The sequence below is a fragment of the Vogesella sp. LIG4 genome (assembly GCF_900090205.1).
Classification (GTDB): Bacteria; Pseudomonadota; Gammaproteobacteria; order Burkholderiales; family Chromobacteriaceae; genus Vogesella.
The window spans coordinates 768157-789746 of record NZ_LT607802.1 but is presented as its reverse complement, the minus strand read 5'-3'; the positions used below and the strand labels follow the sequence as shown (position 1 = coordinate 789746).

General features: G+C 57.2%; 25 protein-coding genes. All 25 read left to right on the top strand.

The window, feature by feature from the left end; translation table 11 throughout:
* Window positions 1-27 precede the first annotated feature (27 nt).
* The 25 genes from rplL (at window position 28) to rplR (ending at window position 21588) form a co-directional block, all read left to right on the top strand.
* A complete protein-coding gene (rplL, locus tag PSELUDRAFT_RS03725) occupies window positions 28-399 on the top strand; it encodes a 50S ribosomal protein L7/L12 (protein WP_088965571.1) in 372 nt (123 codons plus the stop codon).
* Window positions 400-549: 150 nt separating this feature from the next.
* Window positions 550-4725 carry a DNA-directed RNA polymerase subunit beta gene (rpoB, locus tag PSELUDRAFT_RS03720; protein ID WP_088965570.1) on the top strand — a complete coding sequence of 1392 codons (4176 nt, stop codon included), beginning with the start codon at window positions 550-552 and terminating at the stop codon, window positions 4723-4725.
* 57 nt (window positions 4726-4782) lie between these two features.
* On the top strand, window positions 4783-8973 hold the full coding sequence (gene rpoC, locus PSELUDRAFT_RS03715; protein WP_088965569.1) for a DNA-directed RNA polymerase subunit beta': 4191 nt from the start codon (window positions 4783-4785) through the stop codon (window positions 8971-8973).
* A gap of 152 nt (window positions 8974-9125) precedes the next feature.
* Window positions 9126-9497, top strand: a complete 372-nt coding sequence (gene rpsL / locus PSELUDRAFT_RS03710; protein ID WP_088965568.1) for a 30S ribosomal protein S12 — start codon at window positions 9126-9128, stop codon at window positions 9495-9497.
* Between the two features lie 101 nt (window positions 9498-9598).
* Window positions 9599-10069 carry a 30S ribosomal protein S7 gene (gene rpsG, locus PSELUDRAFT_RS03705; protein WP_088965567.1) on the top strand — a complete coding sequence of 157 codons (471 nt, stop codon included), beginning with the start codon at window positions 9599-9601 and terminating at the stop codon, window positions 10067-10069.
* Window positions 10070-10096: 27 nt separating this feature from the next.
* Entirely contained in the window at window positions 10097-12196 is a 2100-nt protein-coding gene (gene fusA, locus PSELUDRAFT_RS03700) for an elongation factor G (protein WP_088965566.1), read from the top strand.
* A 72-nt stretch (window positions 12197-12268) separates the two neighbouring features.
* Window positions 12269-13459 (top strand): elongation factor Tu, encoded by a 1191-nt coding sequence (tuf, locus tag PSELUDRAFT_RS03695; protein ID WP_088965565.1) that lies wholly within the window; start codon window positions 12269-12271, stop codon window positions 13457-13459.
* Between the two features lie 14 nt (window positions 13460-13473).
* On the top strand, window positions 13474-13785 hold the full coding sequence (gene rpsJ, locus PSELUDRAFT_RS03690) for a 30S ribosomal protein S10 (RefSeq protein ID WP_011137734.1): 312 nt from the start codon (window positions 13474-13476) through the stop codon (window positions 13783-13785).
* A 144-nt stretch (window positions 13786-13929) separates the two neighbouring features.
* The gene (gene rplC / locus PSELUDRAFT_RS03685) at window positions 13930-14574 is read left to right on the top strand and encodes a 50S ribosomal protein L3 (RefSeq protein ID WP_088965564.1); all 645 of its coding nucleotides are present in this window, start codon (window positions 13930-13932) and stop codon (window positions 14572-14574) included.
* Window positions 14574-15194, top strand: coding sequence for a 50S ribosomal protein L4 (gene rplD / locus PSELUDRAFT_RS03680; RefSeq protein ID WP_088965563.1), 621 nt, complete (start codon window positions 14574-14576; stop codon window positions 15192-15194). The genes rplC and rplD overlap by 1 nt, the downstream gene beginning before the upstream one ends.
* Entirely contained in the window at window positions 15191-15499 is a 309-nt protein-coding gene (gene rplW / locus PSELUDRAFT_RS03675) for a 50S ribosomal protein L23 (RefSeq protein WP_088968373.1), read from the top strand. The genes rplD and rplW overlap by 4 nt, the downstream gene beginning before the upstream one ends.
* Before the next feature lie 11 nt (window positions 15500-15510).
* Entirely contained in the window at window positions 15511-16338 is an 828-nt protein-coding gene (gene rplB / locus PSELUDRAFT_RS03670) for a 50S ribosomal protein L2 (protein WP_088965562.1), read from the top strand.
* Window positions 16339-16351: 13 nt separating this feature from the next.
* Window positions 16352-16630 (top strand): 30S ribosomal protein S19, encoded by a 279-nt coding sequence (gene rpsS, locus PSELUDRAFT_RS03665; RefSeq protein WP_017507372.1) that lies wholly within the window; start codon window positions 16352-16354, stop codon window positions 16628-16630.
* A gap of 9 nt (window positions 16631-16639) precedes the next feature.
* Window positions 16640-16969, top strand: coding sequence for a 50S ribosomal protein L22 (gene rplV / locus PSELUDRAFT_RS03660; RefSeq protein ID WP_088965561.1), 330 nt, complete (start codon window positions 16640-16642; stop codon window positions 16967-16969).
* A 10-nt stretch (window positions 16970-16979) separates the two neighbouring features.
* On the top strand, window positions 16980-17684 hold the full coding sequence (gene rpsC, locus PSELUDRAFT_RS03655) for a 30S ribosomal protein S3 (RefSeq protein WP_088965560.1): 705 nt from the start codon (window positions 16980-16982) through the stop codon (window positions 17682-17684).
* Complete coding sequence (gene rplP / locus PSELUDRAFT_RS03650) at window positions 17668-18084, top strand: 50S ribosomal protein L16 (protein WP_088965559.1); 417 nt, start codon at window positions 17668-17670, stop codon at window positions 18082-18084. The genes rpsC and rplP overlap by 17 nt, the downstream gene beginning before the upstream one ends.
* The gene (rpmC, locus tag PSELUDRAFT_RS03645; RefSeq protein ID WP_088965558.1) at window positions 18084-18272 is read left to right on the top strand and encodes a 50S ribosomal protein L29; all 189 of its coding nucleotides are present in this window, start codon (window positions 18084-18086) and stop codon (window positions 18270-18272) included. The genes rplP and rpmC overlap by 1 nt, the downstream gene beginning before the upstream one ends.
* A 1-nt stretch (window position 18273) precedes the next feature.
* Complete coding sequence (gene rpsQ / locus PSELUDRAFT_RS03640; protein ID WP_088965557.1) at window positions 18274-18537, top strand: 30S ribosomal protein S17; 264 nt, start codon at window positions 18274-18276, stop codon at window positions 18535-18537.
* A 174-nt stretch (window positions 18538-18711) separates the two neighbouring features.
* Complete coding sequence (rplN, locus tag PSELUDRAFT_RS03635) at window positions 18712-19080, top strand: 50S ribosomal protein L14 (protein WP_088965556.1); 369 nt, start codon at window positions 18712-18714, stop codon at window positions 19078-19080.
* A gap of 11 nt (window positions 19081-19091) precedes the next feature.
* A complete protein-coding gene (gene rplX, locus PSELUDRAFT_RS03630) occupies window positions 19092-19406 on the top strand; it encodes a 50S ribosomal protein L24 (RefSeq protein ID WP_088965555.1) in 315 nt (104 codons plus the stop codon).
* A gap of 9 nt (window positions 19407-19415) precedes the next feature.
* On the top strand, window positions 19416-19955 hold the full coding sequence (gene rplE / locus PSELUDRAFT_RS03625) for a 50S ribosomal protein L5 (RefSeq protein WP_088965554.1): 540 nt from the start codon (window positions 19416-19418) through the stop codon (window positions 19953-19955).
* A 4-nt stretch (window positions 19956-19959) separates the two neighbouring features.
* Entirely contained in the window at window positions 19960-20265 is a 306-nt protein-coding gene (gene rpsN, locus PSELUDRAFT_RS03620) for a 30S ribosomal protein S14 (RefSeq protein ID WP_088965553.1), read from the top strand.
* Between the two features lie 13 nt (window positions 20266-20278).
* Window positions 20279-20674, top strand: a complete 396-nt coding sequence (rpsH, locus tag PSELUDRAFT_RS03615; protein WP_088965552.1) for a 30S ribosomal protein S8 — start codon at window positions 20279-20281, stop codon at window positions 20672-20674.
* Between the two features lie 13 nt (window positions 20675-20687).
* Window positions 20688-21221 carry a 50S ribosomal protein L6 gene (rplF, locus tag PSELUDRAFT_RS03610; RefSeq protein WP_088965551.1) on the top strand — a complete coding sequence of 178 codons (534 nt, stop codon included), beginning with the start codon at window positions 20688-20690 and terminating at the stop codon, window positions 21219-21221.
* Window positions 21222-21234: 13 nt separating this feature from the next.
* Window positions 21235-21588 carry a 50S ribosomal protein L18 gene (gene rplR / locus PSELUDRAFT_RS03605; RefSeq protein ID WP_088965550.1) on the top strand — a complete coding sequence of 118 codons (354 nt, stop codon included), beginning with the start codon at window positions 21235-21237 and terminating at the stop codon, window positions 21586-21588.
* The last annotated feature ends 2 nt before the right edge of the window (window positions 21589-21590 follow it).

Here is a 21590-nt window from a genome sequence, read left to right as displayed (position 1 = left end):
CATATCCCATATTCAGGAGTTATACAAATGGCTATCACCAAAGAAGATATCCTCGAAGCAGTTGCTGGTCTGACCGTTATGGAACTGAACGACCTGGTTAAGGCGTTCGAAGAGAAGTTCGGCGTTTCCGCTGCTGCCGTTGCCGTTGCTGGCCCGGCTGCTGGTGGCGCTGCTGCTGCTGAAGAGAAGACCGAATTTGACGTTATCCTGACCGCCGCTGGCGACAACAAGGTTAACGTGATCAAGGTTGTTCGTGCTATCACCGGTCTGGGCCTGAAAGAAGCCAAAGACCTGGTTGACGGCGCTCCGAAGGCTGTTAAAGAAGGCGTTTCCAAGGCTGAAGCCGATGACGTTGCTAAGCAACTGACCGAAGCTGGTGCCAAGGCTGAAGTAAAATAATCTTCCTTAGGGAAGATTGTTGAGGCTGGCGGAGAAATCCGCCAGCCTTGTTGCGCTTGTAATGCTTTGCAAGTGGGCAAAGGTCAGCAATCAAGATGAATGTGGCTGCTGACGTTTGATTTCTTGCGCCACCCCTCCGATGGAGACTCTATGAGTTATTCGTTTACTGAGAAGAAGCGTATTCGTAAAAGCTTTGCGAAGCGTAACACCGTTCTCGACGTCCCATTCCTGCTGGCGACCCAGATCGATTCGTACACCGAGTTCCTCCAGCTGGGTGTGCCGTTTGATCAGCGCAAGGATGTAGGCCTGCAGACTGCATTCAAGTCGATCTTCCCGATCGTCAGCCACAACGGCTTTGCTCGTCTGGATTTCGTGCATTACATCCTGGGCGAACCGCCGTTCGACGTGCAGGAGTGCCAGCTGCGCGGCATCACCTTTGCTGCCCCGCTGCGTGCCCGCATCCGCCTGACCATCCTGGACAAGGAATCGTCCAAGCCGGTGGTGAAGGAAGTGCGCGAGAATGAAGTCTACATGGGCGAAATCCCGCTGATGACCTCGAACGGTTCGTTCATCATCAACGGTACCGAGCGTGTTATCGTTTCCCAGCTGCACCGTTCCCCGGGCGTGTTCTTCGAGCACGACCGCGGCAAGACGCACTCTTCCGGTAAACTGCTGTTCTCCGCTCGCGTGATTCCTTACCGCGGCTCCTGGCTGGACTTCGAGTTCGATGCCAAGGATCAGCTGTTCTTCCGTATCGACCGTCGTCGCAAGATGCCGGTGTCCATCCTGCTGAAGGCGCTGGGCTACACCAACGAACGCATCCTGTCCGAGTTCTACAACACCGATACCTTCTACCTCTCCGGCGACGGCGTGTTCATGAAGGTGGTGGCAGAACGCCTGAAGGGCGAAGTGGCCAAGGCCGACATCCTGGACAAGGATGGCAAGCTGATCGTGGCCAAGGACAAGCGCATCACTGCCAAGCACATCCGTGATATCGGTGCGGCCAACCTTGACCGCATCGAAGTACCGTTCGACGTGCTGGTAGGCAAAGTGCTGGCCAAGAACGTGGTGGCGCCGGAAACCGGCGAGGTGATTGCTCGCGCCAATGACGAGATCACCGATGAGCTGCTGGCCAAGATGGACATCCAGGACGTGGCCGAAGTCGAGGTGCTGTACACCAACGACCTGGACCACGGTGCCTACATCGCCCAGACCCTGCGTGGTGACGACACTGCCGACCAGCTGGCCGCGCGCGTAGCCATCTATCGCATGATGCGCCCGGGCGAGCCGCCGACCGAAGATGCAGTGGAACAGCTGTTCCAGCGCCTGTTCTTCAACGAGGACAGCTACGACCTGTCCCGTGTTGGCCGCATGAAGTTCAACACCCGTACTTTCCAGTACAAGTTCGATGACAAGTCCCCGGACTGGTTCCGCAGCCTGATCGGCGAGAAGTTCGCCTCCCGCCGCGACTCCATCGACGGCGTACTGGCTACCGAGGACATCGTGTCCGTGATCGCCATCCTGTGCGAACTGCGCAACGGCCGTGGCGAAGTGGACGATATCGATCACCTGGGCAACCGTCGCGTGCGTTCCGTGGGCGAACTGGCCGAGAACCAGTTCCGCGCCGGTCTGGTGCGTGTCGAGCGTGCAGTGAAGGAACGCCTGAACCAGGCCGAATCCGAAAACCTGATGCCGCACGATCTGATCAACGCCAAGCCGGTATCGGCTGCGATCAAGGAATTCTTCGGTTCCAGCCAGCTGTCCCAGTTCATGGACCAGACCAACCCGCTGTCCGAAGTGACCCACAAGCGCCGCGTATCGGCCCTGGGCCCGGGCGGTCTGACCCGCGAACGAGCCGGCTTCGAGGTACGTGACGTACACCCGACCCACTATGGCCGCGTGTGCCCGATCGAAACCCCGGAAGGTCCGAACATCGGTCTGATCAACTCGCTGGCGGTATTTGCCCGCACCAACGAGTACGGTTTCCTGGAAACCCCGTACCGCAAGGTGATCGACGGCAAGGTAACCAACGAGATCGAATACCTGTCCGCCATCGAAGAAGGTCGCTACGTGATCGCGCAGGCCAACGCCGAACTGGATGCCGAAGGCACCCTGATCGACGAACTGGTTACCTGCCGTGAAAAGGGCGAAACCATTCTGGCTACCCCGGACCGCGTACAGTACATGGACGTGGCTACCGGCCAGGTAGTATCGGTTGCTGCCTCGCTGATTCCGTTCCTGGAACACGATGACGCGAACCGTGCACTGATGGGCGCCAACATGCAGCGTCAGGCCGTACCGTGCCTGCGTCCGGAAAAATCGATGGTAGGTACCGGCATTGAACGTGCCGTGGCCGTCGACTCCGGTACCACCGTGATCGCCCGTCGTGGCGGCGTGGTGGACTACGTGGATGCGAACCGCGTGGTGGTACGCGTGAACGATGAAGAAGCCATGGCCGGCGAAGTGGGCGTGGATATCTACAACTTCACCAAGTTCACCCGTTCCAACCAGAACACCAACATCAACCAGCGTCCGATCGTGAAAGTAGGCGACCTGATCGCCCGCGGCGACGTGGTGGCTGACGGTGCTTCCACCGACATCGGCGAACTGGCGCTGGGTCAGAACATGACCATCGCCTTCATGCCGTGGAACGGCTACAACTTCGAAGACTCGATCCTGATCTCCGAAAAAGTAGTGGCCGACGACCGTTACACCTCGATCCACATCGAGGAACTGTCGGTAGTGGCACGCGACACCAAGCTGGGCCCGGAAGAAATCACCCGCGACATCCCGAACCTGTCCGAGCGCATGGCCGGCCGTCTGGATGATTCCGGCATCGTCTACATCGGCGCAGAAGTGAACGCCGGCGACGTGCTGGTGGGCAAGGTGACTCCGAAAGGCGAAACCCAGCTGACTCCGGAAGAAAAACTGCTGCGCGCGATCTTCGGCGAGAAGGCCTCCGATGTGAAGGACACCTCGCTGCGCGTACCGACCGGCATGGTCGGCACCGTGATCGACGTACAGGTGTTCACCCGCGAGGGTATCGAGCGCGACAAGCGCGCCCAGTCCATCATCGATGCCGAACTGAAGCGCTACCGCCTGGACCTGAACGACCAGCTGCGTATTTTCGACAACGACGCCTTCAGCCGTATCGAGCGTCTGATCGTGGGCAAGCCGGCCAACGGCGGTCCGAAGCGTCTGGCGAAGGGTACCGACATCAATGCCGAGTACCTGGAAAGCCTGTCGTCCAAGCATGAGTGGTTCGACATCCGCATGGCTGATGAAGACATCGCCAAGCAGCTGGAACTGATCAAGGAAAGCCTGGCGCAGAAGCGTGAAGAATTCGACCTCAAGTTCGAAGACAAGAAGCGCAAGCTGACCCAGGGCGACGAGCTGCAGGCCGGTGTACAGAAGATGGTGAAGGTGTACATCGCCGTGAAACGTCGCCTGCAGGCTGGTGACAAGATGGCTGGTCGCCACGGTAACAAGGGTGTGGTTTCCCGCATCCTGCCGGTGGAAGACATGCCGTACATGGCAGACGGCCGTCCGGTGGACATCGTGCTGAACCCGCTGGGCGTACCGTCGCGTATGAACATCGGTCAGATTCTGGAAGTACACCTGGGCTGGGCTGCCAAGGGTATCGGCGAGCGCATCGACCGCATGCTCAAGCAACAGCAGGGCGTGGAAGAGCTGCGCAGCTATCTGCAGAGCATCTACAACGAAACCGGTAAGCAAGAGCCGATCGCCGAGATGAGCGAGAAGGAAATCATGCTGCTGGCAGACAACCTGCGCAAAGGCATGACCTTCGCTACCCCGGTATTCGACGGTGCCAAGGAAACCGAGATTCGCCAGATGCTGGACCTGGCCTACCCGGATGCCGACCCGCATACCGAGCAGCTGGAATTCAACAGCAGCAAGACCCAGATGACCCTGTTCGACGGCCGCTCCGGCGAAGCCTTCGACCGCAAGGTTACCGTGGGTGTGATGCACTACCTGAAGCTGCATCACCTGGTAGACGACAAGATGCACGCCCGTTCCACCGGCCCGTACTCGCTGGTTACCCAGCAGCCGCTGGGTGGTAAGGCGCAGTTCGGTGGTCAGCGTTTCGGTGAGATGGAAGTGTGGGCGCTGGAAGCCTACGGCGCCGCCTACACCCTGCAGGAAATGCTGACGGTGAAGTCGGACGATGTGACCGGCCGTACCAAGATCTACGAAAACATCGTCAAGGGCGAACACAAGATCGATGCCGGCATGCCGGAATCCTTCAACGTGCTGGTGAAGGAAATCCGCTCGCTGGGTCTGGACATCGACCTGGAACGTTATTAATTAGGCAAGGTGCCTGCGGCCAACGTTGGCCGCAGGTTCCTCCTGAATGGAGACGCAATGAAAGCTCTGCTCGATCTCTTTAAGCAAGTTACGCAAGAAGAAGAGTTTGATGCGATTAAGATCGGCATCGCCTCCCCGGACAAGATCCGTTCCTGGTCGTTCGGCGAAGTAAAAAAACCGGAAACCATCAACTACCGTACCTTCAAGCCGGAACGCGACGGCCTGTTCTGCGCCCGCATCTTCGGCCCGGTGAAGGATTACGAGTGCCTGTGTGGCAAGTACAAGCGCCTGAAGCATCGCGGTGTGATCTGCGAGAAGTGTGGCGTGGAAGTGACGCTGTCCAAGGTGCGCCGCGAGCGCATGGGCCACATCGAGCTGGCCAGCCCGACCGCGCACATCTGGTTCCTGAAGTCGCTGCCGTCCCGTCTGGGTATGGTGCTGGACATGACTCTGCGCGACATCGAGCGCGTACTGTACTTCGAAGCCTTCGTGGTGACCGAGCCGGGTCTGACCAGTCTGCAGCGCGGCCAGCTGCTGAGCGAGGAAGACTACCTCGACAAGCTGGACCAGTACGGTGAAGAGTTCGAAGCCCTGATGGGCGCCGAAGCCGTGCGCGAACTGCTGAAGAAGCTGGATCTGGCTGGCGAGATCGAAACCCTGCGCCGCGAGCTGGAAGCTACCAGCTCCGACACCAAGATCAAGAAGATCGCCAAGCGCCTGAAGGTGCTGGAGGCGTTCCAGCGTTCCGGCATGAAGCCGGAATGGATGATCATGGAAGTGCTGCCGGTACTGCCGCCGGAACTGCGTCCGCTGGTACCGCTGGATGGTGGCCGTTTCGCTACCTCCGACCTGAACGACCTGTACCGCCGCGTCATCAACCGTAACAACCGTCTGAAGCGCCTGCTGGAACTGCGCGCGCCTGACATCATCGTGCGCAACGAAAAGCGCATGCTGCAGGAATCGGTTGACTCGCTGCTGGACAACGGTCGTCGCGGCAAGGCGATGACCGGCGCCAACAAGCGTCCGCTGAAGTCGCTGGCCGACATGATCAAGGGTAAGGGCGGTCGTTTCCGTCAGAACCTGCTGGGTAAGCGCGTGGACTACTCCGGTCGTTCCGTGATTACCGTGGGCCCGACCCTGCGTCTGCATCAGTGCGGTCTGCCGAAGAAAATGGCGCTGGAGCTGTTCAAGCCCTTCATCTTCCACAAGCTGGAAGTACTGGGTCTGGCCTCCACCATCAAGGCTGCCAAGAAGCTGGTAGAGCAGGAAGTGCCGGAAGTGTGGGACATCCTGGAAGATGTCATCAAAGAACACCCGGTACTGCTGAACCGTGCGCCGACCCTGCACCGTCTGGGTATCCAGGCGTTCGAACCGCTGCTGATCGAAGGCAAGGCCATCCAACTGCACCCGCTGGTCTGCGCGGCATTCAACGCCGACTTCGACGGTGACCAGATGGCCGTACACGTGCCGCTGAGCCTGGAAGCGCAGATGGAAGCCCGCACCCTGATGCTGGCAACCAACAACGTGCTGTCCCCGGCCAACGGCGAACCGATCATCGTGCCGTCGCAGGATATCGTGCTGGGTCTGTACTACATGACCCGTGACAAGATCAACGGCAAGGGCGAAGGCATGCTGTTCGCCGATACCGGCGAAGTGCATCGCGCCTACGAAACCCGTCAGGTCGAACTGGCTACCCGCATCACCGTGCGTCTGCGCGAGTGGGTGCGTGACGAGCAGGGCGAACTGGTGCCGGTGATGAAGCGCCACGAAACTACCGTTGGCCGCGCGATCCTGTCCGAAATCATGCCACGTGGTCTGCCGTTCGAGCACATCAACAAGGCACTGAAGAAGAAAGAGATCTCCAAGCTGATCAACGCGTCGTTCCGTCGTTGCGGCATCCGCGACACCGTGATCTTCGCCGACCAGCTGATGTACACCGGTTTTGCCTACTCGACCCGCGGTGGTATCTCCATCTGCGTGGACGACATGCAGATCCCGGTGAAGAAGTTCGACCTGCTGGGCGAAGCCCAGAAGGAAGTGAAAGAGATCGAGGAACAGTACCGTCAGGGTCTGGTTACCCAGGGTGAACGCTACAACAAGGTAGTGGATATCTGGGGCCGCACCGGCGACAAGATCGCCAAGGCCATGATGGACGAGCTGTCCAAGCAGAAGGTGCTGGACCGCGAAGGCAAGGAAGTCGATCAGGAATCGTTCAACTCGATTTACATGATGGCCGACTCCGGTGCCCGGGGTTCCGCGGCACAGATCAAGCAGCTGGCCGGTATGCGTGGCCTGATGGCGAAGCCGGACGGCTCCATTATCGAAACCCCGATTACCGCCAACTTCCGCGAAGGTCTGACCGTTCTGCAGTACTTTATCTCCACCCACGGTGCACGTAAGGGTCTGGCGGATACGGCACTGAAGACCGCCAACTCCGGTTACCTGACCCGCCGTCTGGTGGACGTGACCCAGGATCTGGTGGTGATTCAGGACGACTGCGGCACCAGCAACGGCTTCGCCATGAAGGCGGTAGTGCAGGGTGGTGACGTGATCGAGCCGCTGCGCGATCGTATCCTCGGCCGCGTAACCGCGACCGACGTGGTGGATCCGTCCACCAGCGAAACCGTGATCGAAGCCGGCACCCTGCTGGACGAGAGCCTGGTGGATCAGATCGACAACCTGGGTATCGACGAAGTCAAGGTACGTACCGCGATCACTTGCGACACCCGCTACGGTCTGTGCGCCCAGTGTTACGGTCGCGACCTGGCCCGCGGCAAGCGCGTGAACGCCGGCGAAGCCGTTGGTGTGATCGCAGCCCAGTCGATTGGTGAGCCGGGTACCCAGCTGACCATGCGTACCTTCCACATTGGTGGTGCAGCATCGCGAAATGCGGCTGCCAGCCAGGTAGAAGGTAAGTCCAACGGTACCGTACGCTTCTCCAGCCAGATGCGTTACGTGGCCAACACCAAGGGCGAGCTGATCGTGATCAGCCGTTCCGGTGAAGTGGTGATCCACGACGATGCCGGCCGCGAGCGCGAGCGTCACAAGGTGCCGTACGGCGCTACCCTGATGGTGACCGACGGTCTGTCCATCAAGGCTGGTGCAGTACTGGCGACCTGGGACCCGCACACCCGTCCGATCATCACCGAGTACGCTGGCCGCGTGAAGTTCGAGAACGTGGAAGAAGGCGCTACCGTTGCCAAGCAGACCGACGAAGTAACCGGCCTGTCCACCCTGGTGGTTATCGACAACAAGCGTCGCGCATCGGCTCAGTCCAAGATGCTGCGCCCGCTGGTGAAGCTGCTGGACGACAACGGCAACGAAGTGAAGCTGGCCGGTTCGGATGCGTCGGTATCCATTACCTTCCAGGTAGGCGCGATCATTACCGTTCGCGACGGCCAGGAAGTAGGCAAGGGTGAAGTGCTGGCACGTATTCCGCAGGAATCGTCCAAGACCCGCGACATTACCGGTGGTCTGCCGCGTGTGGCCGAACTGTTCGAAGCCCGCTCGCCGAAGGATGCCGGCATGCTGGCCGAGGTGACCGGTACCGTTTCCTTCGGTAAGGACACCAAGGGCAAGCAGCGCCTGATCATCACCGATCTGGACGGCAACGGCTATGAAAGCCTGATCCCGAAAGACAAGCACGTGCTGGTGCACGATGGCCAGGTGGTGAACCGCGGCGAACTGATCGTCGACGGTGCCGTGGATCCGCACGACATCCTGCGTCTGCAGGGTATCGAAGCGCTGGCCCGCTACATCTGTCAGGAAGTGCAGGAGGTTTACCGTCTGCAGGGCGTGAAGATCAACGACAAGCACATCGAGGTGATCGTTCGCCAGATGCTGCGTCGCGTGGTGATCACCGATGCCGGCGATACCGACTTCATCCCGGGCGAGCAGGTAGAGCGTGCCGAGGTGCTGGAAACCAACGACCGCATGGCGGAAGAGAGCAAGTTGGCCGCACAGTACGAAAACGTACTGCTGGGTATCACCAAGGCTTCGCTGTCCACCGACTCCTTCATCTCGGCGGCTTCCTTCCAGGAAACCACTCGCGTGCTGACCGAAGCCGCGATCATGGGCAAGAAGGACGATCTGCGTGGTCTGAAGGAAAACGTGATCGTGGGTCGTCTGATCCCGGCCGGTACTGGCCTCGCCTACCACCGCAACCGTCGTCGCCTCGGCGGCAGCGAGACCGGCCTGGAGTTCGGCAGCCTGGAAGCTCCGGTAGAAGCAGACAACGCAGAGCTGTAAGCTGACGCTGTAGTAAAAAACGCTGTCCTTTCAATGGCTAACATTGGAAGGATGGCGTTTTTTTATTGACGCTGCCAGTTGACCAAAATATAATCGCGGACTCTCTTGGCGGTATGGTGCCGTCAAAGAGTATCAACTAGGAACTGATAGTAATGCCAACCATTAACCAACTCGTTCGCAAGGGCCGCACCACGGTTACCTCGAAGAGCAAGGTGCCTGCACTGGAAGCCTGCCCGCAGAAGCGCGGCGTGTGCACCCGTGTATACACCACTACCCCGAAGAAGCCGAACTCCGCACTGCGTAAAGTGTGCAAGGTTCGCCTGACCAACGGTTTCGAAGTGATTTCCTACATCGGTGGTGAAGGCCACAACCTGCAGGAACACTCCGTAGTACTGATCCGTGGCGGTCGTGTGAAAGACTTGCCGGGTGTGCGTTACCACACCGTTCGCGGTTCCCTGGACACTGCTGGCGTGAAAGATCGTAAGCAGGCTCGTTCGAAGTACGGCGCTAAGCGTCCTAAGTAATATCTGCTTAGTGCGGCAGCGGCATTATGCCGTTGAGTAAGTGACTGCCTTGCTAGGTGGTCGCGAGCAAATAGCTCAACTGAATATTTGAAGGAATTGACATGCCACGACGCAGAGAAGTGCCCAAGCGCGACATCCTGCCGGATCCGAAATTTGGTAGCCAGGATCTGACCAAGTTCATGAACGTTGTAATGATCGACGGCAAGAAGTCTGTTGCCGAACGCATCATCTACGGCGCTCTCGCACAAATCGAGAAGAAAACCGGCAAGAACGCTATCGAAGTGTTCAACACCGCTATCTCCAATGCCAAGCCGATCGTTGAAGTGAAAAGCCGCCGTGTAGGTGGTGCAAACTATCAAGTTCCTGTTGAAGTACGCCCGTCCCGCCGACTGGCTCTGGCAATGCGCTGGCTGCGTGACGCAGCTCGCAAGCGCGGTGAGAAATCCATGGACCTGCGCCTGGCCGGCGAACTGATCGACGCGGCCGAAGGCCGTGGCGGCGCCATGAAGAAGCGTGACGAAGTGCACCGTATGGCAGAAGCCAACAAGGCCTTCTCCCACTTCCGCTTCTAATCTCAGTCCTGCGAAAGGATTCTGGCCATGGCTAGAAAGACCCCCATTGAGCGCTACCGTAATATCGGTATTTCTGCGCACATTGATGCTGGTAAGACCACTACTACCGAACGTATTCTGTTCTACACCGGTGTAAACCATAAGATCGGTGAAGTTCACGATGGCGCCGCCACCATGGACTGGATGGAACAGGAACAGGAGCGTGGTATCACCATTACCTCCGCTGCTACCACTACCTTCTGGAAAGGTATGGGCATGCAGTTCCCGGAGCACCGCTTCAACATCATCGACACCCCGGGTCACGTGGACTTCACCATTGAGGTGGAGCGTTCCATGCGCGTACTGGACGGTGCGGTAATGGTGTACTGCGCGGTAGGTGGTGTACAGCCGCAGTCTGAAACCGTATGGCGTCAGGCTAACAAGTACAAGGTTCCGCGTATCGCCTTCGTGAACAAGATGGACCGTCAGGGTGCCAACTTCTTCCGTGCCGTAGAACAGGTTAAAACCCGTCTGCGTGGCAACCCGGTACCTATCGTTGTGCCTATCGGTGCTGAAGATGGTTTCGAGGGTGTTGTTGACCTGCTGAAGATGAAGGCCATCATTTGGGACGAAGCTTCCCAAGGCATGAAATTCGAGTACGGCGATATCCCGGCTGACCTGGTTGCAGTAGCGGAAGAGTGGCGCGAGAAAATGGTTGAAGCGGCGGCGGAAGTCGACGAAGAGACCATGAACAAGTACCTGGAAGGCGAAACCCTGACGGAAGAAGAAATCGTCAGCGGTCTGCGTCAGCGTACCCTCCGTTGCGAAATCCAGCCGATGCTGTGTGGTTCCGCGTTCAAGAACAAAGGCGTACAGCGCATGCTGGACGCGGTTGTTGAGCTGCTGCCGAGCCCGCTGGACGTGCCGCCGGTACCGGGCGAGAACGAAGACGGTTCTGCTGCCGTTCGCGAAGCTTCCGACGAAGCTCCGTTCTCCGCGCTGGCATTCAAGCTGATGAACGACCCGTATGTAGGTCAGCTGACCTTCTTCCGCGTTTACTCCGGTGTGGTGAATTCTGGCGACACCCTGCTGAACTCGGTGAAGGGCAAGAAAGAGCGCATGGGCCGTATCGTGCAGATGCACGCTAACGACCGTCAGGAAATCACCGAAGTACGCGCCGGCGACATCGCTGCGGGTATTGGTCTGAAAGAAGTGACCACCGGTGAAACCCTGTGCGCGGTTGACGCTCCGATTATTCTGGAACGCATGGTATTCCCGGAGCCGGTGATTCACGTTGCCGTTGAGCCGAAAACCAAGGCTGACCAGGAGAAGATGGGTGTTGCCCTGAACCGCCTGGCCAAGGAAGATCCGTCCTTCCGCGTGCGTACCGATGAAGAATCGGCACAGACCATTATTTCCGGTATGGGCGAACTGCACCTGGAGATTCTGGTTGACCGTATGCGTCGTGAATTCGGTGTTGAGGCCAACGTGGGTGCACCGCAGGTTGCCTACCGCGAAACCATCACCAAAACGGTTGCTGACGTGCAGGGTAAGCATGCCAAGCAGTCCGGTGGTAAGGGCCAGTACGGTGATTGTACGATCACTCTGGAACCGTCCGGCGAAGGTAATGGCTACAAGTTCATCGACGAGATCAAAGGTGGTGTAATTCCTCGTGAATTCATTCCTTCCGTTGATAAGGGTATCCGTAACTCGCTGAATAACGGCATTCTGGCTGGCTACCCGGTGGTGGACGTTACTGTTCGTCTGACCTTCGGTTCCTACCACGACGTTGACTCCTCGCAGATCGCGTTCGAACTGGCTGGTTCCCTGGCTTTCAAAGAAGCCATGCGCCGTGCTGGTCCGTGCATCCTCGAGCCGATGATGGCCGTTGAAGTGGAAACCCCGGAAGAGTACATGGGCGATGTAATGGGCGACCTGAACCGTCGTCGTGGCATCGTTCAGGGCATGGACGACGATGGCGTGGGTGGCAAGAAGATCCGCGCTGAGGTGCCGCTGTCCGAAATGTTCGGTTACTCCACCGACCTGCGTTCCGCAACCCAGGGTCGTGCTACCTACTCCATGGAGTTCAAGCACTACTCTGAAGCACCGCGACATATCGCTGACGCTGTAATGGCGGCGCGTAAGTAATCTGCGCGACGAGGTTGGCCGCATGCGGCCAACCTTCACACTGTTTGTTCTTTAATTAAGGATTTTTGCAAAATGGCAAAAGAAAAGTTTGAGCGGAATAAACCGCACGTAAACGTCGGCACCATCGGTCACGTTGACCATGGTAAAACCACTCTGACCGCTGCTATCACCACCATTCTGTCCAAGAAGTTCGGTGGCGAAGCTAAAGACTACTCCCAGATCGACAGCGCGCCGGAAGAAAAAGCCCGCGGTATTACCATTAACACCGCGCACGTAGAATACGAAACCGAGGCTCGCCACTACGCTCACGTAGACTGCCCGGGTCACGCCGACTACGTTAAGAACATGATTACCGGTGCTGCCCAGATGGACGGCGCTATCCTGGTGTGCTCGGCCGCTGACGGTCCGATGCCGCAAACCCGCGAACACATCCTGCTGTCCCGTCAGGTTGGCGTTCCGTACATCATCGTGTTCCTGAACAAGGCCGACCTGGTGGACGACGCTGAGCTGCTGGAACTGGTGGAAATGGAAGTGCGCGATCTGCTGTCTTCCTACGACTTCCCGGGCGACGATACCCCGATCGTGATCGGTTCCGCTCGTCTGGCGCTGGAAGGCGATCAGTCCGAATACGGCGAGCCGGCCATCTTCCGTCTGGCTGACGCACTGGATTCCTACATCCCGACTCCGGAGCGTGCCATCGACAAGCCGTTCCTGCTGCCGATCGAAGACGTATTCTCCATCTCCGGCCGCGGCACCGTGGTTACCGGTCGTGTAGAGCGCGGTATCGTTAAAGTTGGTGAAGAACTGGAAATCGTTGGTCTGAAGGCCACCGTTAAGACCACCTGCACCGGCGTGGAAATGTTCCGCAAGCTGCTGGACCAGGGTCAGGCTGGCGACAACGTAGGCGTGCTGCTGCGTGGTACCAAGCGTGAAGATGTAGAGCGTGGTCAGGTTCTGGCCAAGCCGGGTTCCATCACCCCGCACACCAAGTTCCAGGCTTCGGTATACGTACTGAGCAAGGATGAAGGCGGTCGTCACACCCCGTTCTTCGCGAACTACCGCCCGCAGTTCTACTTCCGTACTACCGACGTGACCGGCGCAATTACGCTGGCCGAAGGCGTGGAAATGGTAATGCCGGGTGACAACGTGGAAATCACCGTAGAACTGATCGCTCCGATCGCTATGGAAGATGGTCTGCGTTTCGCGATCCGCGAAGGTGGCCGTACTGTTGGCGCCGGTGTGGTTGCCAAGATCATCGCTTAAGGATCGGAAAATTTATGTCTAGCCAGAAAATCCGTATCCGCCTGAAAGCGTTCGATTACAACCTGATCGACCGTTCCGCTCAGGAAATCGTTGAAACCGCCAAGCGTACCGGCGCCGTAGTTAAAGGCCCGGTTCCGCTGCCGACCAAGATCGAGCGTTTCAACGTGCTGCGTTCCCCGCACGTGAACAAAACTTCCCGTGATCAGCTGGAAATCCGTACTCACCTGCGCCTGATGGACATTGTCGATCCTACCGACAAGACCGTTGACGCGCTGATGAAGCTGGACCTGCCGGCTGGCGTGGATGTGGAAATCAAGCTGCAGTAATTGCGGATAATCGATGTGTGCAGGCTAAGTGCTTGCATGCATTGAATTTTCTGTGATACAGTCGCGGACTCATCATTTTGATGAGTCCGCTTTTCTTTTGAGCAAGCCGGTCAATCGTAATCGGCGCCTGTAAAGGAAATAAACATGACTTTAGGTCTGGTCGGTCGCAAAGTCGGCATGACCCGCATTTTTACCGAAGACGGTGCTTCCGTTCCGGTAACTGTGCTGGACATGTCCGCTAACCGCGTATCGCAAATTAAAAATGCTGAAACCGACGGCTACACCGCCGTACAGGTTGCAGCTGGTTCCCGTAAAGCCAATCGTGTAAACAAGGCTGAAGCTGGTCATTTTGCCAAGGCTGGTATCGAGGCTGCTCGCACTATGCGCGAGTTCGTCCTGTCCGCCGATCAACTGGCATCCCTGAACGTGGGTGACAAGCTGTCCGTTGAAGTTTTCCAGGTTGGTCAGCTGGTAGACGTAACCGGTACCTCCAAGGGTAAAGGTTTCTCGGGTGCCATCAAGCGCCACAACTTCTCGTCTAACCGCGCATCGCACGGTAACTCCGTTTCCCACAATTCGCCGGGTTCCATCGGTATGGCGCAAGATCCGGGTCGTGTATTCCCGGGTAAGCGCATGGCTGGTCAATACGGCAACGTGAAGAGCACTGTTCAGTGCCTGGAAGTGGTTCGTATCGATGCGGAACGTCAACTGATTCTGGTCAAAGGCGCAGTGCCGGGTGCCAAGAACGGTGACGTGGTAGTGCGTCCTAGCGTGAAGGCAGGTGCATAATGGAATTGAAAGTAATCAATGCTCAAGGGCAGCAGGTTGAAGCCCTGCAGGCTTCCGAAGCACTGTTTGCACGCGACTACAACGAAGCACTGGTTCACCAGGTGGTTACCGCCTTCCTGGCCAATGCTCGTAGCGCCAACCGTGCACAGCTGACTCGTGCCGAAGTTAAGCATTCGACCAAAAAGCCTTTCCGTCAGAAAGGTACTGGCCGCGCTCGTGCTGGTATGACTTCTTCCCCGCTGTGGCGTGGTGGTGGTCGCACCTTCCCGAACAAGCCGGACGAAAACTTCACCCAGAAAGTTAACCGTAAGCAATACCGCGCCGGTATGGCTACCATCCTGTCGCAGCTGGTTCGCGACGAGCGTCTGGTAGTGGTTGACGAACTGACCGTTGCCTCGCCGAAGACCAAAGAGTTTGCGGCCAAGGTTAAGTCGCTGGGTCTGGATCGCGCTCTGATCATTACCAAAGAGCTCGACGAAAACCTCTATCTCTCTTCCCGTAACCTGCCGAACGTGCTGGTTATTGAGGCACAGCAAGCTGATCCGTTCAGCCTGGTTCGCTTCAATAAGGTGATCATCACCCGTGATGCCGTGAAGCAACTCGAGGAGCAATGGGCATGAACCAGGAACGTTTGCTGCAAGTAATTCTGGCGCCGATCGTATCCGAGAAAAGCACCATGATCGCTGAAAAGCATCAGCAGGTTGCTTTCCGTGTTGCTACCGATGCGACCAAGCCGGAAATCAAGGCTGCCGTTGAAATGCTGTTCAACGTAAAAGTTGAAGGTGTTTCCACTGTCAATGTTAAGGGCAAGACCAAGCGTTTCGGCCGTTTCGTTGGCCGCCGCAAGGACTGGAAAAAGGCTTATGTAAGCCTGGTTCCGGGTCAAGAACTTGACCTGACTGCCACCCCGGCCGTTGCGGAGTAAGGAGATAGAGCATGGCTCTCGTAAAAGTTAAGCCGACATCTGCTGGTCGCCGCGCTGTAGTGAAGGTTGTAAACCCGGATCTGCATAAAGGCGCGCCGTTCGCAGCTCTGGTAGAGAAGAAAACCTCTACCGCTGGCCGTAACAACAACGGTCACATCACTACCCGTCACATGGGTGGTGGTCACAAGAAACACTATCGTATCGTTGACTTCCGTCGCAACAAGGATGCTATCCCGGCGACCGTGGAGCGCATCGAATACGATCCGAACCGTACCGCTCACATTGCTCTGCTGTGCTACGCCGACGGCGAGCGTCGCTACATCATCGCTCCGCGCGGTGTGAAGGCTGGCGCCGAGCTGCTGTCCGGTGCGGAAGCCCCGATCAAGGCTGGTAACGCCCTGCCGATCCGCAACATCCCGGTTGGTACCACTATCCACTGCATCGAACTGCAGCCGGGTAAAGGTGCTCAGCTGGCGCGTTCCGCTGGTTCTTCCGCCATGCTGCTGGCTCGCGAAGGCGTTTACGCCCAGCTGCGTCTGCGCTCTGGTGAAATCCGCAAGGTACACGTTGACTGCCGCGCCACCGTTGGCGAAGTAGGTAACGAAGAACACAGCCTGCGCAAGATCGGTAAAGCCGGTGCCAATCGCTGGCGCGGTATCCGTCCGACCGTTCGTGGTACTGCCATGAACCCGGTGGATCACCCGCACGGTGGTGGTGAAGGCCGTACTGGCGAAGGTCGCGTGCCTGTCAGCCCATGGGGTACCCCGACTAAGGGCTTCCGTACCCGTCGCAACAAGCGTACCGACAACATGATCGTACGCCGTCGCTTTCACAAATAAAGGGTAATGAGTAATGGCACGTTCGCTTAAAAAAGGCCCGTTTGTTGATCTCCACCTGCTGAAGAAAGTGGATGCGGTGCGTGCAACAAACGACAAGCGCCCGATCAAGACCTGGTCTCGCCGCTCCACCATTCTGCCGGACTTCATTGGTCTGACTATCGCTGTTCACAATGGCCGTACCCATGTACCGGTGTACGTGTCCGAGAACATGGTTGGTCACAAGCTCGGTGAGTTTTCGCTGACTCGTACCTTCAAAGGCCATGCGGCTGATAAGAAGGCCAAGAAGAAATAAGGTGATGCGATGAAAGTTTCTGCACAACTGAACAATGCACGCCTTTCGGCACAGAAGTGCCGCCTGGTTGCAGATCTGATCCGCGGTCAGTCCGTTGGTCAGGCACTGAACATTCTGACCTTCAGCCCGAAGAAGGGTGCTGCCATCGTCAAGAAGGTATTGGAGTCCGCTATCGCCAACGCTGAGCACAACGAAGGCGCGGATATCGATACGCTGAAAGTGACCAGCATCTACGTGGACAAGGGCCCGAGCCTCAAGCGCTTTACCGCTCGCGCTAAAGGCCGCGGTAACCGTATCGAGAAGCAGACCTGCCACATCACGCTGAGCGTGGGCAACTAAGGGGTAAGCTATGGGTCAGAAGATTCATCCGACGGGTTTCCGTCTGGCAGTAACCAAAAATTGGGCTTCCAAGTGGTTTGCAAACTCCCAGGATTTTGCCGGCCAGCTGAAGCAAGATATCGAAGTTCGCGAGTTTCTGAAGAAGAAACTGTCTCACGCATCCGTTGGTCGCGTGGTGATCGAGCGTCCGGCTAAATCTGCCCGCATTACCATTCACAGCGCCCGTCCGGGTGTGGTGATTGGCAAGAAGGGTGAGGATATCGAAGTTCTGAAGAAAGAACTGCAAGCTCGCATGGGCGTGCCGGTTCACGTGAACATCGAAGAAATCCGCAAGCCGGAAGTTGACGCCCAGATTATCGCTGACGGCATCGCTTCCCAGCTGGAGAAGCGTGTGATGTTCCGTCGCGCCATGAAGCGTTCCATGCAGAACGCCATGCGCATGGGCGCCCAAGGTATCAAGATCATGAGCTCCGGTCGTCTGAATGGTATCGATATCGCGCGTAGCGAGTGGTACCGCGAAGGCCGCGTACCGCTGCACACTCTGCGTGCAGATGTTGACTACGCAACTTCCGAAGCTCACACCACCTACGGTGTGATCGGTATCAAGGTATGGGTGTACAAGGGTGACGTTAAGCCTGGTCAGGTTCAGGCTGCGCCGGTAGCACCTGAGAAGAAACCGCGTAAGGCAGGAGCTCGAAATGCTGCAGCCAACTAGACTCAAGTACCGCAAACAGCACAAAGGCCGTAACACCGGTCTGGCTACTCGTGGCAACAAGGTAAGCTTCGGCGATTTCGGCCTCAAGGCCGTTGGCCGTGGTCGTCTGACTGCTCGTCAGATCGAAGCCGCCCGTCGTGCAATGACTCGTCACATCAAGCGTGGCGGTCGCATTTGGATCCGTGTATTCCCGGACAAGCCGATCACTTCCAAGCCTGCAGAAGTTCGTATGGGTGGGGGTAAGGGTTCTCCGGAATTCTACGTGGCCGAAATCCAGCCGGGCAAAATGTTGTACGAGATGGATGGCGTGGCTGAAGAGCTTGCTCGTGAAGCCTTCCGTCTGGCTGCTGCCAAGCTGCCGATTCCGACGGTGTTCGTGACTAAACAGGTGGGTCAGTAATGAAAGCGACTGAACTGAAAGCCAAGAGCGTAGATGAGCTGAAGGCCGAGCTGCTCGGTCTGCTGAAGGCTCAATTTGCGCTGCGCATGCAGCACGCAACCCAGCAGCTGGCTAAAACCAGCGAGCTGAAGCGTGTGCGTCGTGAAATCGCGCGTGTTCGCACCGTTCTGAAAGAGAAGGCTGCTTAAGATGAGCGAAACTAAAATGGCTCGTACGCTGACCGGCAAGGTTGTCAGCGACAAGATGGATAAGACCGTAACCGTCCTGGTCGAGCGCAAGGTTAAGCACCCGATCTACGGTAAAATTATCCGTCGTTCCAAGAAGTTCCATGCCCATGACGAAAACAACGAGTACAACGTTGGTGACGTAGTTGTCATCAGCGAAACTCGTCCGGTTTCCAAAACCAAGGCTTGGGCAGTAACTGCGCTTGTCGAGAAGGCTCGTCAAGCGTAAGGCTTGCAGAGGGGGCTCCCCCTCTGTATAATGGTTGTTTTCGAGGGTTCCCTCGAAATCATCCCTGACGGGGTCCAAGACTGGCCGCTAGACACGCCGCAAATTTTTTTGCGGCGTTTCCTTCATCTTTGGGAAGGAAAGAGGCGGAATTAAGTTGGATAGAAAGGTAATCACATGATTCAAATGCAGTCCATTTTGGATGTTGCAGACAACACTGGTGCGCGTTACGTAATGTGCATCAAGGTGTTGGGCGGCTCCAAGCGTCGCTACGCCGGCGTGGGTGACATCATCAAGGTGAGCATCAAGGATGCAGCACCGCGTGGTCGTGTCAAAAAAGGTGATGTGTACAACGCCGTAGTTGTGCGCACCGCCAAGGGTGTTCGTCGTGCTGACGGCTCCCTGATCAAGTTTGACAACAACGCCGCAGTTCTGCTCAACAACAAGCTTGAGCCGATCGGCACTCGTATCTTCGGGCCTGTTACGCGTGAACTGCGTACCGAGCGCTTCATGAAGATCGTGTCGCTGGCTCCTGAAGTTCTGTAAGGAGAAGAACAGTGCGTAAGATTCGTAAAGGCGACGAAGTAGTCGTAATCGCTGGCAAAGATAAAGGCAAGCGTGGCACCGTTCTGCGTGTTCTCGAAGGCAAGCTGGTAGTTGAAGGCGTGAACATCGCCAAGAAGCATCAGAAGCCGAACCCGGTGCGTGGTATCGCTGGTGGCATCGTTGAAAAGACCATGCCGCTGGACGTGTCCAATATTGCAATCTTCAATGCCGCCACTCAGAAAGCTGACCGCGTTGGCTTCAAGGTGCTGGAAGATGGCAAGAAAGTGCGCATCTTCAAGTCCACCGGCGAAATCGTGGGCGCGTAAGGAGCAAAAATGGCACGTTTGTATGATTTCTACAAAAGCACCGTTGTTCCTGATCTGATCAAGCAGTTCGGCTACAAGTCCGTAATGGAAGTGCCGCGCATCGAGAAGATCACTCTGAACATGGGTGTTGGTGAAGCTGTTGCCGACAAGAAGGTAATGGAACACGCCGTTGGCGACCTGGAGAAGATTGCAGGTCAGAAACCGGTTGTGACCGCTGCCCGCAAGTCCATCGCTGGCTTCAAGATTCGTGATAACTACCCGGTTGGCTGCAAAGTTACCCTGCGTCGCGAGCGTATGTATGAGTTCCTGGATCGCCTGGTGACCATCGCTCTGCCGCGTGTGCGTGACTTCCGTGGTGTGTCTGGCAAGTCTTTCGACGGCCGTGGCAACTACAACATGGGCGTTAAAGAACAGATCATTTTCCCGGAAATCGAGTACGACAAGATCGATGCTCTGCGTGGTATGAACATTACCATCACCACTTCCGCGAAGACTGACGAAGAAGCCCGCGCTCTGCTGGCTGCGTTCAAATTCCCGTTTAAGGGCTAAGCACATGGCTACTCTTGCACTGATCAATCGCGAAGAGAAGCGCGCGAAGCTCGTGGCTAAGTACGCTGCCAAGCGCGAAGAACTTCTCGCCATCATCAACAATTCGAATTTGTCCGACGAAGAACGCTTTGCTGCTCGCCTGAAGCTGCAGCAACTGCCGCGCAATGCCAGCCCGGTACGTCAGCGTCGTCGTTGCGCCCTGACCGGTCGTCCGCGTGGCGTGTTCCGCAAATTCGGTCTGGCCCGTAACAAACTCCGTGAAATCGCCATGAAAGGCGAGATCCCGGGTGTAGTTAAAGCCAGCTGGTAATAGGAGATACAGAATGAGCATGCAAGATCCTATCTCCGATATGCTGACTCGCATCCGTAACGGCCAGCGCGCCAACAAAGCTTCCGTGGCTATGCCGTCGTCGAAGCTGAAAGTGGCTATCGCTCAGGTTCTGAAGGATGAAGGCTACATCGAGAGCTTCTCGGTAACTGGCGAAGACAAGAAGCCGGTTCTGGAAGTCGAACTGAAGTACTACGTGGGTCGCCCGGTTATCGAGCGTATCGAGCGTGTATCCCGTCCTGGCCTGCGCGTTTACAAGGGTTCTACCGAGATCCCGAAAGTAATGAACGGCCTGGGTGTGGCTATCGTTTCGACCTCCCGTGGTGTGATGACTGACCGCAAAGCGCGTGCTGCCGGTATCGGCGGTGAGCTGCTGTGCGTAGTGGCTTAATCGGAGGGTTGATATGTCTCGCGTAGCTAAAAACCCCGTGGTTATCCCCGCTGGCGTGGAAGTTAAGTTTGGCGTTTCCGATGTGACCGTTAAAGGCGCACTGGGCACCCTGACTACCGCGCTGTCCAGCGAAGTAGAAGTCAAGCTGGTGGACAACCAGCTGCAGTTTGCTGCCAAGAACGACAGCAAATTCGCCCGTTCCATGTCCGGTACCCTGCGTGCCCTGCTGAACAACATGGTGACTGGCGTTAGCAAAGGCTTCGAAAAGAAACTGCAACTGGTTGGCGTAGGCTACCGTGCTCAGGCACAGGGCGAAGCGCTGAACCTTTCGCTTGGTTTCTCTCATCCGGTCGTGCACAAGATGCCGGCTGGCGTGAAGTGTGAAACTCCGACGCAGACCGAGATCCTGATCAAAGGTGCTGACAAGCAGCAGGTTGGCCAGGTCGCAGCTGAAATCCGCGCTTACCGTTCGCCGGAGCCGTACAAAGGCAAGGGCGTTCGCTATGTGGACGAGGTTGTGGTTCTGAAAGAGACCAAGAAGAAGTAATTGAGGCACTGAAATGGACAAGAAACAGACTCGACTCCGTCGTGCACGCAAAACCCGTGCTCGTATTGCGGAGCTCAAGATGGCTCGTCTGTGCGTTCATCGCACTAATGGCCACATTTACGCTCAGGTCATCGATGAAACTGGCAGCCGTGTTCTGGCTAGCGCTTCCAGCCTGGAAGCCGGTCTGCGCGGTCAAGCATCGAATGGTGGCAATACCGCTGCTGCAGCTATCGTAGGCAAAGCAATTGCCGAAAAGGCCAAGGCAGCAGGTGTTAGCCAGGTTGCCTTTGATCGTTCCGGCTTCAAGTACCATGGTCGTATCAAGGCCCTGGCTGATGCAGCCCGCGAAAACGGTCTTGTATTCTAATC

Bases quoted from the DNA above. Each gene is read 5' to 3' on its own strand.
- rplL (WP_088965571.1), top strand. From the start codon at position 28: ATGGCTATCACCAAAGAAGATATCCTCGAAGCAGTTGCTGGTCTGACC.
- rpoB (WP_088965570.1), top strand. From the start codon at position 550: ATGAGTTATTCGTTTACTGAGAAGAAGCGTATTCGTAAAAGCTTTGCG.
- rpoC (WP_088965569.1), top strand. From the start codon at position 4,783: ATGAAAGCTCTGCTCGATCTCTTTAAGCAAGTTACGCAAGAAGAAGAG.
- rpsL (WP_088965568.1), top strand. From the start codon at position 9,126: ATGCCAACCATTAACCAACTCGTTCGCAAGGGCCGCACCACGGTTACC.
- rpsG (WP_088965567.1), top strand. From the start codon at position 9,599: ATGCCACGACGCAGAGAAGTGCCCAAGCGCGACATCCTGCCGGATCCG.
- fusA (WP_088965566.1), top strand. From the start codon at position 10,097: ATGGCTAGAAAGACCCCCATTGAGCGCTACCGTAATATCGGTATTTCT.
- tuf (WP_088965565.1), top strand. From the start codon at position 12,269: ATGGCAAAAGAAAAGTTTGAGCGGAATAAACCGCACGTAAACGTCGGC.
- rpsJ (WP_011137734.1), top strand. From the start codon at position 13,474: ATGTCTAGCCAGAAAATCCGTATCCGCCTGAAAGCGTTCGATTACAAC.
- rplC (WP_088965564.1), top strand. From the start codon at position 13,930: ATGACTTTAGGTCTGGTCGGTCGCAAAGTCGGCATGACCCGCATTTTT.
- rplD (WP_088965563.1), top strand. From the start codon at position 14,574: ATGGAATTGAAAGTAATCAATGCTCAAGGGCAGCAGGTTGAAGCCCTG.
- rplW (WP_088968373.1), top strand. From the start codon at position 15,191: ATGAACCAGGAACGTTTGCTGCAAGTAATTCTGGCGCCGATCGTATCC.
- rplB (WP_088965562.1), top strand. From the start codon at position 15,511: ATGGCTCTCGTAAAAGTTAAGCCGACATCTGCTGGTCGCCGCGCTGTA.
- rpsS (WP_017507372.1), top strand. From the start codon at position 16,352: ATGGCACGTTCGCTTAAAAAAGGCCCGTTTGTTGATCTCCACCTGCTG.
- rplV (WP_088965561.1), top strand. From the start codon at position 16,640: ATGAAAGTTTCTGCACAACTGAACAATGCACGCCTTTCGGCACAGAAG.
- rpsC (WP_088965560.1), top strand. From the start codon at position 16,980: ATGGGTCAGAAGATTCATCCGACGGGTTTCCGTCTGGCAGTAACCAAA.
- rplP (WP_088965559.1), top strand. From the start codon at position 17,668: ATGCTGCAGCCAACTAGACTCAAGTACCGCAAACAGCACAAAGGCCGT.
- rpmC (WP_088965558.1), top strand. From the start codon at position 18,084: ATGAAAGCGACTGAACTGAAAGCCAAGAGCGTAGATGAGCTGAAGGCC.
- rpsQ (WP_088965557.1), top strand. From the start codon at position 18,274: ATGAGCGAAACTAAAATGGCTCGTACGCTGACCGGCAAGGTTGTCAGC.
- rplN (WP_088965556.1), top strand. From the start codon at position 18,712: ATGATTCAAATGCAGTCCATTTTGGATGTTGCAGACAACACTGGTGCG.
- rplE (WP_088965554.1), top strand. From the start codon at position 19,416: ATGGCACGTTTGTATGATTTCTACAAAAGCACCGTTGTTCCTGATCTG.
- rpsN (WP_088965553.1), top strand. From the start codon at position 19,960: ATGGCTACTCTTGCACTGATCAATCGCGAAGAGAAGCGCGCGAAGCTC.
- rpsH (WP_088965552.1), top strand. From the start codon at position 20,279: ATGAGCATGCAAGATCCTATCTCCGATATGCTGACTCGCATCCGTAAC.
- rplF (WP_088965551.1), top strand. From the start codon at position 20,688: ATGTCTCGCGTAGCTAAAAACCCCGTGGTTATCCCCGCTGGCGTGGAA.
- rplR (WP_088965550.1), top strand. From the start codon at position 21,235: ATGGACAAGAAACAGACTCGACTCCGTCGTGCACGCAAAACCCGTGCT.